14 protein-coding genes are annotated in these 15,600 nt (G+C 60.8%); 8 read left to right on the top strand and 6 right to left on the bottom strand.

Annotated features, from left to right (window positions below; all coding sequences use genetic code 11):
• Positions 1-56: 56 nt before the first annotated feature.
• Entirely contained in the window at positions 57-2,189 is a 2,133-nt protein-coding gene (locus tag MC381_RS00355) for a TonB-dependent siderophore receptor (protein WP_251975733.1), read from the bottom strand.
• A 380-nt stretch (positions 2,190-2,569) separates the two neighbouring features.
• On the opposite strand from MC381_RS00355, the gene MC381_RS00350 reads away from it, so the two are divergent.
• The 5 genes from MC381_RS00350 to MC381_RS00330 are packed head-to-tail and all read left to right on the top strand — an operon-like array spanning position 2,570 to position 7,776.
• Positions 2,570-3,580 carry a TRAP transporter substrate-binding protein gene (locus MC381_RS00350; RefSeq protein ID WP_251975732.1) on the top strand — a complete coding sequence of 337 codons (1,011 nt, stop codon included), beginning with the start codon at positions 2,570-2,572 and terminating at the stop codon, positions 3,578-3,580.
• Between the two features lie 57 nt (positions 3,581-3,637).
• Complete coding sequence (locus MC381_RS00345; RefSeq protein WP_251975731.1) at positions 3,638-4,141, top strand: TRAP transporter small permease; 504 nt, start codon at positions 3,638-3,640, stop codon at positions 4,139-4,141.
• Positions 4,142-4,145: 4 nt separating this feature from the next.
• Positions 4,146-5,426: a TRAP transporter large permease gene (locus MC381_RS00340; RefSeq protein WP_251975730.1), complete on the top strand. Its 1,281-nt coding sequence runs from the start codon at positions 4,146-4,148 to the stop codon at positions 5,424-5,426.
• Positions 5,427-5,448: 22 nt separating this feature from the next.
• On the top strand, positions 5,449-7,053 hold the full coding sequence (ggt, locus tag MC381_RS00335) for a gamma-glutamyltransferase (RefSeq protein ID WP_251975729.1): 1,605 nt from the start codon (positions 5,449-5,451) through the stop codon (positions 7,051-7,053).
• A 36-nt stretch (positions 7,054-7,089) separates the two neighbouring features.
• A complete protein-coding gene (locus MC381_RS00330) occupies positions 7,090-7,776 on the top strand; it encodes a TetR/AcrR family transcriptional regulator (protein WP_251975728.1) in 687 nt (228 codons plus the stop codon).
• A gap of 167 nt (positions 7,777-7,943) precedes the next feature.
• On the opposite strand, the gene MC381_RS00325 is transcribed toward MC381_RS00330, so the two are convergent.
• On the bottom strand, positions 7,944-8,678 hold the full coding sequence (locus MC381_RS00325) for an SDR family oxidoreductase (RefSeq protein ID WP_251975727.1): 735 nt from the start codon (positions 8,676-8,678) through the stop codon (positions 7,944-7,946).
• Between the two features lie 68 nt (positions 8,679-8,746).
• Here MC381_RS00325 and MC381_RS00320 point away from each other — a divergent pair, with 68 nt between their 5' ends.
• Complete coding sequence (locus MC381_RS00320; protein ID WP_251975726.1) at positions 8,747-9,382, top strand: TetR/AcrR family transcriptional regulator; 636 nt, start codon at positions 8,747-8,749, stop codon at positions 9,380-9,382.
• Positions 9,383-9,470: 88 nt separating this feature from the next.
• On the opposite strand, the gene MC381_RS00315 is transcribed toward MC381_RS00320, so the two are convergent.
• From MC381_RS00315 to MC381_RS00300, 4 genes are all read right to left on the bottom strand, one after another.
• Entirely contained in the window at positions 9,471-10,772 is a 1,302-nt protein-coding gene (locus MC381_RS00315) for an MFS transporter (protein WP_251975725.1), read from the bottom strand.
• A gap of 174 nt (positions 10,773-10,946) precedes the next feature.
• Positions 10,947-11,696, bottom strand: coding sequence for an amino acid ABC transporter ATP-binding protein (locus tag MC381_RS00310; RefSeq protein WP_251975724.1), 750 nt, complete (start codon positions 11,694-11,696; stop codon positions 10,947-10,949).
• Positions 11,693-12,367, bottom strand: coding sequence for an amino acid ABC transporter permease (locus MC381_RS00305; RefSeq protein ID WP_251975723.1), 675 nt, complete (start codon positions 12,365-12,367; stop codon positions 11,693-11,695). Before MC381_RS00305 ends, MC381_RS00310 begins: the two co-directional genes overlap by 4 nt.
• Positions 12,368-12,480: 113 nt before the next feature.
• A complete protein-coding gene (locus MC381_RS00300; RefSeq protein ID WP_251975722.1) occupies positions 12,481-13,278 on the bottom strand; it encodes an amino acid ABC transporter substrate-binding protein in 798 nt (265 codons plus the stop codon).
• Positions 13,279-13,999: 721 nt separating this feature from the next.
• On the opposite strand from MC381_RS00300, the gene MC381_RS00295 reads away from it, so the two are divergent.
• Both MC381_RS00295 and MC381_RS00290 read left to right on the top strand, forming a co-directional pair.
• Positions 14,000-15,049: an adenosine deaminase family protein gene (locus MC381_RS00295; protein WP_251975721.1), complete on the top strand. Its 1,050-nt coding sequence runs from the start codon at positions 14,000-14,002 to the stop codon at positions 15,047-15,049.
• Between the two features lie 11 nt (positions 15,050-15,060).
• Entirely contained in the window at positions 15,061-15,600 is a 540-nt protein-coding gene (locus MC381_RS00290) for a non-canonical purine NTP pyrophosphatase (protein ID WP_251975720.1), read from the top strand.

The following is a 15,600-nucleotide window of genomic DNA, read 5'->3' as shown; positions in this document are numbered from 1 at the left end:
CCAACCCGCGGAACGGCTGTCGCCATCCCGCGGGGCTTCGAGATGCCGCGCCGGCGTTACCAGTGGTAGCGGAGCTTGGCGATCGCTTCTCGACCCTGGTTGTAGTAGTCGGCAGTGCCCGAGCCGACCACGTGCTGCTCGTCGAACACGTTGCTGACGTTGAGGCTGATGTCGGTATTGCGGGCGAGTTCGAAGTTGAAGGCGGCATCGAAAACGGTAGCGTCTTCGCTTTTGGCGGAATTGGCCGCGTCGAAGTAGTAGGAGCTGGTGTAGCGCGCGCCGAGGCCGAAACTCATGGGCAGATCGGGAAGGGTGTAATAGCCCCACAGCATGGCCGTATGTGTCGGCGCGGTATCGAGGTCGTTACCTTTGATCGAGGTAGCAGTGCCATTTAGCTCAAGTGAGCCCTTTTCGACTTCTGTATCCAGATAGGAGTAGCCGCCGATGATGCTCAGGTTATCTGTTAGCTCTGCCTTCACCTCGAGATCTAGCCCCCGAGCTCGGGACTTGCCGACAGTTTGTTGATCGATGCTCCCATCCCCCTGAACCACAGGAATCGCGATGTCATCCTGGCTGAGATCGTAGACGGCCGCGGAGAAGAGCGCGTCGGTCCATAGCGGTGCGTATTTCACCCCCAGTTCGTATTGCTCGCCGCGTTCCGGCGTCACCCCGACTTCGGGGGGAGAAACGGACTCCACGTAGCTGACATAGGTGGAGACTTCCGGATTGATGATGTAGGTCAGAGCACCACGCCAGGACGTCTCCGAAAAATCGTCAGACTCCCGAGTGCCGGCAATATAGTCGGTGCTGGAAAGGTCGAGATCGTCGTTGCGCACGCCGGCGGTGACAACGAACTTGTCGTAGAACGAGAAGTTCTGCTGCAGGAACACGGCGCGTGTATCGTACTCCTGCTTGTCGTGAAGGTAGGGCGTCAGCGTGGCCGGTGCGCCGCTGAAAACCGGGTTATCGATATCGATCGGCGTACCGGCAGCATAGACGGAAGTCCCCGTGGACTCGCCATCGCGGAACTCGACGCCGGCCAACGTGCTGCTGTCGATATCGTCGAAACTGGCGTCGTACTGCAGGATAGCGTTGCCGATCAGCTCCTCGGCATCCGTATCCGAGCCGAGATAACCGCGATCCACCGTGCTGCCGACACGACTCTCGCTGTTCAGATAGACGTAACCGTAGTCGTCCGTCAGGTCGCTATAGCGGAGGTTGCCTCGGAACGTCAGGCCGTTGTCGAAATCGTGGGTGAGCTGACCGGTCAAGTTGGTTCTTTCGACATCGTGGAAGTTGTAGTCCGGCTCGCCGTAGAACTCGTCGCGGTCGTACTCACGGTCGAACGGATAGCCGCCGCTGTTCACGGTGCCGTCACGGTTCAGGTAATCGAAAATGACCGTCGCGGAAGTGAAGTCGGTCGGCTCCCAGGTCAAACCGCCCATGATGAACTCATCATCATTGTCGGAGTGGTCGTACTCGAGGTCGCTATCCTTCACTTTCCCGGTCAGTCGATAGGCCACGGTGCCGCTGTCATTCAGTGTGTCGCCGACGTCCAGCCCCGCTTCCTGACGATCGAAGGAGCCGTAGGAGATGAACCCTTCCCCGAAGGATTCAAATCGCGGTCGTTTACTCACGAAGTTGACCGAACCACCGGGGTCGGCTGGACCGAACAGCGTCGAGTTGGCGCCCCGCAGGACCTCGATACGTTCGTAGGCATAGGGCTCTTCACGAACACCGCGCATGGAGCCTAGCGTCATGCCATCGCGGTAGGTCGTTGCCTGAAAGCCGCGAATCTGGAAATAGTCGTTGCGGTCATCCGTGGCGTAATAGCCCGATACGACGCCGGGCGTATACTGCAGTACTTCCTCGGTGGTCTGGGCGTTGCGCTGTTCGATCTCTTTCTGAGTGATGACCGAAACAGACGCGGGGGTATCCTGGATACTGGTCGCTACCTTGCCGCCGACCCACAGTTCACGTGCCAGAATCGTATCGGCGTTGTCATCGCCAATCGCCTGCGCGTTGACCAGAACAGGCGAAAGCCGATAGTCCCCGTTGTCGTCTGTGGTCTGCTGCGCATATCCGAGCGCGGGAAAGGTGAAAAGTGCCGAACCGCAGAGCATCGCCGTGGTGGTCTGATACCACCATGGCTGGGCTCCGCGAACGATCGTGCGGTCGCGACCGATCATTGTGATGATCCCCAAGAGTGAATGATCCCTTCTGATATGCCCGCATGTTTTTTATGAGCGGGCTTGGGGAGTATCCATTGAGAATAAGTTTCAGTCAATAATGAGAATTTTTATCATCTTTGTCTCTAGCCAGATCTGCAACGGAACCGCTCGTAGCATCGGACCACGCTGCTAATGGTATCGGTCTGTGCGAAAAGTCCCATCACGGTGCATAAGCGCACCAATAGGGTGCGACCCAAGACCGATTAGACCTCATCAAGCCGCGCCATTTCGGGCTCTCATGGCTGGCACGTATCTTGCTTCAGCAATTAAGTAACTATTTACTTATCTATGCTGCGGCCAGGCGAGGCCGGGGCTAACTCAAAAACAAGAGTGACACCATGAAAAAGCCGATCAACCCTGCAGGTCTGAAAACTCTCCTCGGTAGCGTTGCCTTGGCTGCACTGATGCCAGCCACCCTGGCCAGTGCCGATGTGCACCTCAAGTTCCACCATGATCTGCCGGAAGACAGTGCGCAGCATCTCGCGGCCGAGCGTTTCAGAGACACCGTAGCAGAGCGAAGCAACGGTGAGATTACCGTCGAGATCTTCCCCAACAACACGCTGGGCGACGATGTACAGGTCACCCAGCAGATGCAGATGGGTGCCGTGGAAGCCGCCATCATTCCCACGGCAAAGCTGTCGGGGTTCGTGCCGGCCATGCAGATCATCGATCTTCCCTTTCTCTTTCCATCCCCTGAGGTCGCACACACCATTCTGGATGGCCAGCCAGGCCAGGATCTTTTGGAAACCGTGGATCAGGTCGGGCTGCGGGGCGTGACGTTCTGGGAAAGCGGGTTCAAGCAGTTCACCTGCAATCAGTCGATCAATGGTCCGGAAGACTTCGCGGGTCGCAAAGTTCGTGTGATGCAGAGTCCTATCATCATGGAGCAGTTCGAGGCCATGGATGCCAATCCTGTGCCGATCGCTTTTGGGGAAACCTACAACGCCTTGCAGCAGGGTGTCGTCGATTGCCAGGAAAACCCGCTGGTATCGATCGCGAAAATGCGCTTCTACGAAGTGCAGTCCGACATGGTGATTAGCAACCATGCTTACCTGGGGTACGCCTTCCTGTTCAGTCAGCGATGGTTCGATAGCTTGAGTGAAGAAGATCAGGCGTTATTGACGGAAGTGGCCCAGGAAACCACTGACTTCGAACGCGAAGAAACGGCCCGTCGGGAAGCGGACTACGTCGCTACGATCGAAGAGAGCGGCACGCATGTCAGCACCCTGAGCGACGATCAACGGGAAGCTTTCCGCGAAGCGACCGCGCCGGTGCATGAGGCCTTTGCCGATGAGATTGGCGCGGATCTCATGCAGGAGTTTCAGCAGGCGATTGCCGAGGCGGAATGACACGTCCATGAACCGGCTGCCGATGACTTCTCTTCTCCTTTTTGGATGGATAGCGCCATGCGTAAACTCGATTTACTGATATCTCGCGCCGAGGAGGGGTTGGTCGGCCTGCTGATTCTGTCGGCTTCCCTAGTGCTTTTTGCCAATGTGATCGCCCGTTATGTCTTCAATGATGGGTTCTCGTGGGCAGAAGAACTCGTGCGCTACCAGATCGTGTGGATGGTGATGTTGGGTGCCAGTGTGGCGGCGCGTCAGGGGATTCATATTGGTGTGGATATTCTGCGTCGTTTCACGCCGCCGACCATCGCCAAGGTTATCGAGCTACTGGTTCATGGCATTTCGGTGGGGTTCTGCCTTTTTCTGGTGGTCTACGGGGTGCAGTTGACCGAGCAGACGCATCGATTCGGTCAGCTGAGCTCGGCGTTGCAGGCACCCATGTGGGTGATCCAGCTGGCGATCCCCGTGGGCGGGCTGCTGATGGGCATTCGCTTCGCGCAGCATTTCTTCCGGACGCTGCTCGGTCGAGAACAGTCGTCTGCACAACTCGGCCAGGTGGGCTAGCGTCATGATCGTCACCTTTCTTGTTCTGCTGGCCGCCCTGATGCTGGTGGGGGCGCCCATTTTCATTGCCCTGGCCGGCTCCGTGGCGGTTGCCATGGGGAGTTTCAGCCACATTCCGCTGGCTATCGTCATCGAGCGCCTGTTTGCGGGGCTGGACAAGTTCCCGCTGATGGCCATTCCGTTTTTCATCCTTACCGGCAGTTTGATGAGTGCCGGTGGACTGTCGCAGCGCATCATCCGCTTCGCCAATCTACTGGTGGGCCGTTTCACCGGTGGGATGGGCATGACCGCCGTTTCGTCGAGCATGTTCTTCGGCGCCATCTCCGGCTCGAGCCCGGCGACGGTCGTGGCGGTTGGGTCGCTGCTATACCCTGCCATGCGGAAGGAGGGCTACTCCGGGCCGTTCTCCATCGGGGTGCTGGTCTCTTCGGGGTCGTTGGGCATCATCATTCCGCCGTCGGTGGTGATGATCGTATATGCCGCCGTGACCGGGGTTTCCGTGGGGGCGCTGTTCATGGCCGGCGTGGGGGCGGGAGTGCTCTATGCCGCTTGCCTGCTGCCGTACTGCTGGTATCGCGCGAAGAAGGATGGCGTCACGCCCATGACGCCACCCAGCTGGCGTGAAGTCCTGATTGGCCTGAAAGAGGCGGCCTGGGGGCTGGGGGTGCCTGCGGTCGTTCTGGGTGGCATCTATCTGGGGATCTTCACGCCCACCGAAGCCGCTGCGGTCTCCGTGATCTACGCGCTGTTGGTGTCGGTGCTGGTCTATCGCGAGAAGAGCCTGGCCGAGCTTTTCCGCAGCGTGGTCGGCGCGGCCATGACGACCGCGCAAGTCATGATCATCCTCGCCGCGGCCTCGGTGCTGGCCTGGTTCCTGACCAGCAACGGGCTGGCGATGAAACTGGCCAACGTCATCCTTTCGCTTTCCGAGAATCCCTATCACATCTTCCTGCTGATCAATGTCTCGGTGCTGATTGCCGGCATGTTCCTGGATGCGTCCTCCATCATGGTGATCCTCGCCCCCCTGTTCTACTCGGTCGGTACGCGGGTTGGCATTGATCCGGTACATCTCGGTGCCGTGCTGACGGTCAACGGCGCCATCGGCATGTTCACGCCCCCCTTTGGCCTCAACCTGTTTGTGGCGGGAACCCTCCCAGGCGTCGATTACGTGCAGACGGTTCGGGGCACGCTGCCTTTCATCGGTATCGCGCTGATCGCACTGCTGCTGCTGACCTATGTGCCGGCGATCAGCATGTGGCTACCCAATATGGTTTACGGCGGCTGAACAGTCCGCACGAGGAGAAACGGTGGCAATTTCCGAACGTCTCGCGTCATCGGCGCTGGCGCACTCCCATGAGGGCGTGGTGACCAGCCCCCACACGGCGGCGAACCAGGCGGGGCTGGCCGTGCTCCGCAAGGGGGGCAACGCTGTCGAGGCCGCGATCGCCATGGGGGCTTGTCTCTCGGTCACGTACCCTCATTTTACCGGGCTGGGCGGCGATGCCTTCATGCTTATCGCCGACGCCAAGGGCGGGGTACAGGCGCTCTCGGGCATCGGCCAGGCGCCTCAAGCCCGGTTGGCGTTGCCGAATGCCTTGCCAGCCAGAGGCCCCGGTTCCCTGCTGACCACGGCCGCGACGGTCGACACCTGGGGGCAGGCACAAGAGATTTCCCGCCAGCGCTGCGGAGGGAACATGAGTTGGCAGGCCCTGCTCGAGCCCGCGATAGCGCTGGCGAGAGAGGGGTTTCCCCTCTCTTCCTCGCAGCGCTTCTGGCTCGACTTCAGGCGAGATGAGATGGCTGAGTTGCCGGGTGTCAGGCGCCACTTCATGCCCGGTGGCCGGGTACCGAATGCCGGCGAAACCTTGCGTCAGCCGCAGCTGGCCTCGACGCTCGAAGCGATCGCGACGCGAGGATATCGCGACTTCTATGAAGGGCAGCTGGCGGCGGAGATTGCCGCCGGGTTGGCGGAGGCCGGGTCGCCGCTGACCGCCGCGGATCTGGCCGCGACGCGGGCGCGGGTCGAAGCCCCGCTGTCGGTGCCGTATCGTGGCGGTGAACTACTGGCCCACCGCCCCCCGACCCAAGGCATGACGACGCTCGAGATCATGGGCATCCTTGAGCGCTTCGACCTTTCTACCGTCGAAGAAGGCAGTGCCGACTACTATCATCTGATGGTTGAGGCGGTTAAGCGCGCCTTTCTGGACCGCAACCGCTACTTGGCCGATCCCGACTTCGCCGTGGTGCCCGTCGAACGGCTGCTGTCACCGGCGCATCTCGACGCCGAAGCCGCCGCGATCCGCCCGCAGGAGGCCCTGACGTGGCCGCTGCCTTATCAGGAGGGCGACACGGTGTATCTTGCGGCATCGGACCGCGACGGTAACGCCGTTTCGATGTTGCAGACGATCTACTACGACTGGGGAAGCGGGGTCAGTATCGGCGATACCGGCATTCTCTGGCACAACCGCGGGGCGGCTTTCAGTCTCGATCCCGAGCACCCCAACGCCCTGGCCCCCGGTAAACGCCCCTTCCATACCCTCAACCCGGGCATGTATCGCGTCGATGGCAAGCCGCGCCTGCTGTACGGTACCCAGGGGGCGGACGGGCAACCCCAGACACTCGCTGCCGTGCTGACCCGGCTGATAGATTACGCGATGGACCCCCTGAGTGCGTTGGGGGCGCCGCGCTTTCTGCTGGGACGTACTTTTTCCGATGGTCGCGACACGCTGAGGCTGGAGGAAGATGCGGGTGAGGCCGTTATCGCGGAATTATCGCGTCGCGGCCACCAGGTGAGCAGGCTACCGGCGCAGAGCCCGCTCGCGGGGCATCCGGGGGCAGTGGCGATTGCCCCGGACGGGAGCGCCCGTGCTGCCCACGATCCGCGCAGCGATGGCAGGGCACTGGGGCTTTAGGCCGGGAGTGTGGCAGTGAAGACACAGGATGTTGATATGACAGCAAGCGAGGCTATCGCCGACAAACCGGCGCTTCGCGGGTCACAGCCCAAGCGTCGTGACGCCCGGAAAACCCGTGAATCGCTGCTTCAGGCGGCGACGCAGGAGTTTTGTGAGCGCGGTTACGACGGCGCGCGTATGGACCGTATCGTGCGCGGCGCCGGGTGTAACGTGCGCATGGCGTATCACTATTTCGGCGACAAGGAAGGCCTCTATCTGGCCGTTCTCGAGCGGGTCTACGATGAGCTGCGTGCCAAGGAGCAGGCGCTCAATCTCGGCGATCTCGAGCCGGTGGCGGGAATGCGTGAGCTGGTCAAGTTCACGTTCGACCACATGGCCGAGCATTCCGAATTTACCAGTCTCGTGCGCAACGAGAACCTGCTGGGCGGGCGCATGCTGCGAAAATCCGGCAAGGTCGCCCAGCAGACCGTGCCGCTGGTCGGCATGATTCGGGATACCCTGGCGCGGGGAGAGTCGGCGGGCGTGTTTCGCCAGGCGGTCGACCCGACTCAGCTCTATATCTCGATCCTTTCGCTCTCGATCATTCACATCAATCAGCGCGATACCCTGTCGATCATCTTCGACCAGGATCTGGGCGCGCCGGACTGGCTGGCCGAACGCCGCACGCACGCCGTGGAGGTCATACTGGCCTATCTCTGCGTGGCGCCCCATCCACCGGCGTGAGCCGCTCGCTCGGCGGCGAGCCGTGCTAGCCGCCCCAGCGACGTCCTGCCGGCGTCGGCGTGGATGACGGTGAAGCGTGGCGTCCGCGTTGCCCTGACGACCTCGCCACGACCTCCCACGACCTCGCCACGACCTCGCCACGACCTCGCCACGACCTCACTACGACCTCACCATGGCGTCGACGCGCCAGGCTCGACGAATCGACCGCTCACGGCGGTCTGTTCCAGCAAGGCATATTCGATGGGCAGCCTCGCCCCTTCCTCCGGTGTCATATAACCGGTGTGGCCCGTCAGGTCGGTCTTCACGTAGCCCGGGCACACCGAATTGATCGCAATCGGGGTCCCGCGCAGTTCCTCGGCCAGCTGTACCGTCAGCATGTTCATCGCGGCCTTGGAGGCGTTGTAACCGATGAACCGGGCGTCGTAGTAGGGTGAAGAGGGATCGCCGTTGACGGCGAGCGAGCCCAAGGCGGTGGACACGTTGACGATGCGGCCCGCCGCCGATTGGCGCAGCAGCGGGAGCATCGCCTGGGTGACCGCCAAGGTGCCGATGAAGTTGGTCTCCATGATGCGTCGCGCTGCTTCCGGGGCAGCCGTGGTCGGCGGCCCGTCCTGCGCATCGACGATCCCGGCATTGTTGACCAGGATGTCGAGCCGGCCGTACTCGGCCTCGATCACCTCGGCCGCAGCCTGAATGGTGTCGTGGTCGGTAAGGTCCAAGGCCACGGATTGCACCGCCAATCCGGTGGCGGAGAGTTCAGCGACCGCGGCTGTGGCCCGGCCAGCATCGCGAACACCGATGATGACGAACACCCCCGCCTGAGCGAGCCCGCGAGCGATCTCCAGGCCAATCCCCTTGTTCGCGCCGGTCACCAGCGCGATGCGTTTGTTGCTGCCGATCATGAGGTTGCCTTGCGTGTGGTGAGTTCCCCAGTAGGATATGAAGGATCCTTCAGCTTGAGAATTCGCGTTTGTCCGCCCAAACCCCGCCGCATCTGAGCCCCCGCAGGAAGCCACTTCAGGCACGTTCCAGGGCCACCATCGAGGCGATTTTCGAAGCGACCATTCAGCTTTTGCTGACCGACGGGGCGCACCGCTTGACCACGACGCGGGTGGCCGAGCGTGCCGGTGTTTCGGTCGGGACGATGTATCAGTACTTCCCGCATAAACAGGCGCTGCTCTACGGGCTCAACGAGCGCTACCTCGAGCGGTTGGCGGCACGGATCGAGACGCTCTGCAGCGAGCAGCGGGGGCAATGCCTGGAAACGATGGTCGGTGCCCTGATCGATACCTACTGGCGTGCCAAAACCGAGCGGGCCGACGTGACACGGGTTCTCTACAGGACGGCGGTCGAACTCGACAACGAAGCCTTGATCGAAGCCTTCGCCGCTCGGGTCGATGCGGCGACGACCGCCATGCTCGCCAGCGCGAGTGATGCCGCTTTCACGGATGTGCAGAGCGTCAACCTGACGCTGGTCACCGTCATCTTCGGCACGGTTCGCAACGCCTTCGAGCGCCATCTGGCACCGTCCGAGATCGACCACCTGCGCGATGAGGTCCTGAGAATGTGCTGCGCCTATCTCAGGAGTGCCTCAGTTCACGCGTGAGTGATCAAGGACTTGAGCGGGGTATGCGTTCGTCCCTCGGTGCGTTGAACCGCTCGCTCGGCAGGGGCCATGGCCGGGCCCCGCTGGCCTATGAGCGCGCCGCTGGCGCTTCCGCCTCTTCCTCCTCGGCGGGGTCCTCCAGCGGTTCGCCCTCGTCGTTCTGGAGCTGATGATCGTAGGCTGCCTGCAGACCGGTCTCCTCCTTGGCCTCCTCTTCGGCTTCCTCATCGTCGCTCTGGGCGATGGCGCCTGGATAGAAGGGCGACAGAATGGCCACCAGAATGCCGAGCGCGGCGAACATGGCAAAGGCATTGGCATAGCCGAAGGCATCCACCAGCCCGCCAACGGCTGGAGAACCGGTCGCCTGCCCGAGCGACACGGCCATGAAGGGCAGCACGGGACCCGCCGACAGCCGCCCCGGCAACAAGCGGATGCCGGTCATCAGGTAGAGACCCGTCAGACTCATGTAGGCCAGGCCGAAGACCAGCGCGGAAAACGTCGCCAGTAGCGGCTGGCTCGGGCTCGCCGCGAGCAAGGCCAGGCTCGCGGCCAGCATCATCAGCATCAGGGCCTGGGTGATGGGCGGGTTGTTGCGATCGGCCAGGTCGGCGACCACGGCACCGCCGAGGCCGGCGACGCCCACCGCCAGCCAGAGCCACCCGGTGGTCGCGGGCGATAACTTGCCGAGGTTGACCACCAGATCGGGAGCGAAAATCCAGTAGGCGGCGGAGACGAAGCCCATCACGAAGGCAAACAGGGTCAGCCGGCACAGACGCGACCAGGGCAGTTCGCGGAGCGGGGCCGGCGGCGCGGCATTGGCCGGCACAATCCGCGCGACCGAGGGCAGGATGAACCAGGCGCCGATCACGCCGAGAACGGCCAGCACGGCGAACGACAGATAGGCGATGCGCCAGGCATCGGCCAGGAACAGCACCGTGGGCACGGCGACGATCACGCCGATACTGGTCCCCGCGTTCATCACCGAACTGACCCGGCCATGCATCGAGCGTTTCACCAGCGCCTGCATGGCCGCCGTGAGCGCCGGCATCATCAGGCCGGTGCAGATGCCGCACGCGACCACCCCGGCGCCGAGCAGCCAGGCGTTGGGGGCCTGGCTGATCAGCCCCAGGCCACCGACGCCGAAGGCGCCGGACAGTGCCGCCGCGTAGCGGGCACCCAGATAATCGGTGGCGAGTGGCGCGATCGCCGTGGCGAACAGAAAGCTGATCAGCGGCAGCGCGCCGATGATACCGATGACATAGGGCGAGAGATCCAGCGCGGTGCGGATCTGGGGCACGAAAAGACCGAACGCGAAGCGCGCGAGCCCGTAACTGATGGCGATCAGCGCGGCACCGAACAGCGCGAACTGGGTACTCGACAGGGACCTCATGGCGCCTCCATGCGGTTAGGGTCGTCGGTGAGGATAGTCGGGGTAAGCCCAGAGCGATCCGTTGGCACGCCATGGACTGGCTCAAAAAAGCCTAGGAGCTCCACCGACCCCCATCAAGCCGACTTTCGGGAGGTGTGAGGCAAGCCCAGCGCTTTCCCGAATCCGCCCTCAACCTCACACCCCTTCCTGCGCCGGCAATATCTTCCTCAGAAACTGTCGCGTGCGTTCGTCCTTCGGCGCGGTGAACAGCTCGCTCGGCGGGGCCTGTTCGATGATGCGGCCCTGGTCCATGTAGACCACGCGGTCGGCGACTTCGCGGGCGAACTGCATCTCGTGGGTGACGACGATCATCGTCTGGTGCTCGGCGGCGAGCTGCTTCATCAGCCCCAGCACCTCTTCGACCCACTGCGGGTCGAGCGCCGAGGTCGGCTCGTCGAACAGGATCACCTCCGCGTTGGCGGCCATGGCGCGGCCGATGCCGACGCGCTGCTGCTGGCCGCCGGAGAGCGAGGCGGGGTAGGCATCCGCCTTGTCGGCGAGCCCGATCCGCTCGAGGATCTCCCGCGCCCGGGAATGCGCCTCGCGCTTCGGCATGTGATCGACCACGATCATGCCCTCGGCGATGTTCTCGAGCGCCGTCTTGTTGGCGAACAGCGCATAGTTCTGGAACACGAACGCCGTGCGCCGGCGCAGCGCCAGAATCTGCTCGCGCGTGGCGCGGGTCGTATCGACCGTCAGATCGCCCACCGTGAGCGAGCCGGCATCCGGCGTTTCCAGAAAGTTGATGCAGCGCAGCAGCGTCGACTTGCCGGTGCCGGAAGGCCCGACGATGACGATGATCTCGCCGCGTTCCAGCGAGAGGTCGATGCCCTCGAACACGCTGTGCGCGCCGAAGCGCTTGCCGATTCCCTTGAGTTCGATCATCGCTGATAGGCCCGGTTGAGTCGGTTTTCCAGCCACTTCTGCAGCCAGGACAGCGCTTCCACCACGATCCAGTAGATCACCGCGACGACCAGAAACGCCTCGAAGTAGAGAAAGCTGCTTGCCGCTTCCTTCTGGGTCGCGCCCATCATCTCGGTCACGCCGAGGGTGAAGGCGAGCGAGGTCGATTTGATCATGTCGATGAAGTAGTTCATCAGCGTCGGCGTCGCCACGCGGGTCGCCTGCGGCAGCACGATGCGCCGCATCAGCTGGCTCTGGGTCATGCCGATGGAGAGCGCGGCCTCCGTCTGGCTGCGGTCGATACCCACGATGGCCGCGCGGATCGACTCCGCCATATAGGCCGAGAAGTGCAGCGTCAGCCCGAGAATGGTCGCCGTGATCCCGTTGATCGAGACCAGGAAGGTCAGCACCTGCGGCAGCCCGTAATAGAACAGGAAGAGCTGCACCAGCAGCGGTGTACCGCGGAAGAACGAGATGAACAGCAGCGCGAAGGCATTCAAGCCCGGCACCCGCGTCACGCGGATCACTGCCAAGAGGCACGCCAGCACCAGCGCGCAGAGCATGCCCGCCGCCGCCATCTCCAGTGTCAGCGGCAGATAGCGCAGCAGGATCGGCACCAGTGCCGCCATGTAGTCGAGATCGAGTCCGTGCATGCCGCGGCTCCTGGTTCGCAGTTCCGATAAAAGCGGTGGCGTCTACAACACAAAAGCCCATGACGCGACAGGCGTCATGGGCCCACGGCCTGATTGTGGCCGATCATAACAATTCAGGGCTGCGTGATATCCGACCCGAACCACTGCTCGGAAATCTCGCTCAGTTTGCCGCTTTCACGCAGCTGCGCGAGCGCCTCGTTGACCCGTTCCTGCAGGGCGCGACCTGCCTCATCGTCGCGGAACGGATAGGCGTTCTCGATCTGCGAGAAGGGCTGGCCGGCGAGCTGCAATGGCAGCGGCTTGTCCTTGATCACCTGCGTGGCGCTGACCCGGTCCATCACGAAGGCATCCGCGCGGCCCAGTGCGACATCCTGCTCGATGTTGGAGTCATAGGTCTTGATATTGATCTCGTCGGCGTAGGGCAGCTCTTCCAGCAGCTGCTCGTAGTTGGAGCCCAGGTTGACCGCCACGGTCTTGCCCTTGAGATCCTCCACGCCGTGAATCTCGTCGTTGCCTTCGCGCACCACCACCTGCGCGCCGTCGTAGACGTACGGCTCGCTGAACCGATACTTCTCCTGGCGTTCCGGCGTAATGGTGATCTGGTTGGCGATGGTATCGATACGGTTGGAATCCAGCATGCCTGCAAGCCCCGAGAAGCTCGCGGTGATGAACTCCACGTCATCCCCCGTGATCTCGCCGATGGCATTCATCAGATCCACCTCGAAGCCCTTGAGCTCATCCTGCTCGACGTAGGTGAACGGGTAATAGCCGCCCGACATGCCGACGCGCAGCGTATCGGCCTGCGCGCTGACCGCGCCAAACGCCACGACGGTACCCACCCCCAATGCCAACGCATGGCGGAACAGAGAAGACGGCAGCGCCGCCCGGAAGCGATTGCGATTCTGCGACATGAAGAGAGACTCCCGATTGCCGATAGAAAAACAGGGTGCGGCGAATGGCCGACTTTAGCTCAGTCTGGCCCGGCACCGCCTCGCGGTCCATTCAACGCTCCGCTAAGCAGCTATCCACCGCGACGATGGCGGCAGGATAGCGCAAGTGATGAAAAAGAAATAAGAATTTTAATTCATATGCCCTTTTGGAATTTTCAATGAGGGTGGGGGAGGTAAGGTCAAGTTGGCGGTGGACTGGGCCCACGGGCCGGTGATTAATGCCTTTCATCTGTATGTTTAAGGCGCGTGGAAGTGCTTAGTAACAATGTGGTGACATTGTGTTTTTAACGTATTAGTCTGAGTTAAAGGATGAGATTGTCTGCTATCGACCCAAAGCGGCCATGGCAATATAGAAATCGGGTTCCAAGGTCTGGGAGTGGTCGCATTCTTGCCGAGCGTCCCATAAAGACAGTAAAGGAGAAAGTCATGGGAATTAAACCAGGGCCGAAAAGAACTGCTAAATCAACCGGAAAGCCAGACAGGCGTCAACGCGATAACAAAAGCACTCCTGGAAATACGAAATCGCTTAAACCTCATAAACACAAACCGGGCGATTAAAAGGGAGGCTGGAAACTTCTGGCTGAATGCGACCCAAAGGAGCCATCCACGATCAGATAGTTTGGAGCATCGCCGCATCGTGCTTTTCTGCGTAGCATTCATGGCTAGCGATTAGGGGTGTCGATTGGATCAGAGTCAGGTTGACCCAGCAAAAATGCAGAGTGACACGATTGAGCACGAGATGCTACGCCAGAGCTTGACTGCAAAACTTTGTGAGAGGGATCGCGGAGAACTTCATGTACATATGAATGGAGCGATCCCGGTGTCGACCATTCAGAATATCCTTGCCGACGAATCAACTGAGCTGCCGTCCGGTTTTTTAATTGAGCGGGACTTGGTGCGGTGCACCCCATGTCAGTCCCTGGCGTCATACCTGACTCCTTGGCAGGTTTTGCGTCTCTTTCCTAAAAAGCGTGAGAACTTGGATCGTCTTTCCTTAGCGGTCGTTGCAAGTCTCGCGGAAAGCAATGTGCGCTTTGCGGAACTTCGCAGCAGCGTTTTGTATCTTGCGACTCTTCAAAATTGCTCTCCTACTCAAGCCCTGGAACGCCTTATAGAGTCGTCTAGAGCCGCGTCTGACCATTTTGGTATGCGTCTCGGTTTGATCCTCACGGTGACCCGTGGCGACTACAGCTCGGTTGCCCTGTCCACACTTCTGCAAGCATATCAAAACCTTGGTGAGCCTGACGATGTGGTAGGGCTTGATCTGGCGGGTGACGAGGAAGTTGCGTATCCAAGCGAATTACCGTCACTGTATCGGAAGGCGAAAGACCGGTTTGGACTCGGGATCACCATACATGCCGGCGAAACCGGGCGCGTGGACAACGTTCGAGCAGCCGCGGAATTGTTTGGTGCAGACCGTATTGGCCATGGAACAGCCGCTAGCAAGGATCCTCACTTGTTAGATCTCTTGGCGAAGCGAGACATCTGCATAGAAGTATGCCCTATCAGCAACAGGCTCACCGGAGCTGTCCCTGCAGACGAGGCGCATCCTTTGCTGGAGTTTCGAGGTCACCAGGTTCCCTTTGTCATTTGCTCGGACAACCCAGCAATTCATCAGCGGGGCCTTGCAGACGATGATGCTATGGCGTTGACCGAGGGACTATCCGCTAGTGATATCTACCAACAGTTCGAAGTTGCCAAACAATTCTCATTTATAGAGGGTCTAGATTGAAAATCCGATTCATGTCCGGCAATCAGCATAAGATCAACGAGGTGAAGCGAATTCTTACCCCTATTGGGGTGGACGTCGTGCCGGTGTCGCGGAAAATTGAAGAGTTGCAGACGGAGGACGTCGAGCGCTTAGTTCGGGACAAGTTGATCAAGGCTTTCGAGGCTATAGGTCGGCCTCTTTTCGTCGAGCACACAGGGCTCTATCTAAATGGTCTTAATGGACTCCCTGCAGGGTTGACCCAGATATTCTGGGACAAGCTGGAAGCAGATCGATTAGTTAAGCTTGTAGCAGGTCTCGGAGACGACGAAGTAACCGCAAAAACGGTACTTGGATATTGCGATGGACGTGAGATCCACCTCTTCTCCGGCTCCATTGAAGGAACTGTACCTCTCGTACCGGCTGGTCCAACGGACTTCCAATGGGACTGCGTTTTTGTCCCCAAAGGACACAACAAAACCTTCGCTGAAATGGGGCCAGCTAAAGACAATATTTCAATGCGTCGCAAAGCTCTCGACCAGTTCGCCGAATACCTCAGAAGTATAGGAGCATAA

This window comes from Salinicola avicenniae (assembly GCF_023736115.1).
Lineage (GTDB): Bacteria > Pseudomonadota > Gammaproteobacteria > Pseudomonadales > Halomonadaceae > Salinicola > Salinicola avicenniae.
The sequence above is the reverse complement of the archived record's forward strand: the minus strand, read 5'-3'. Positions and strand labels throughout refer to the sequence as shown.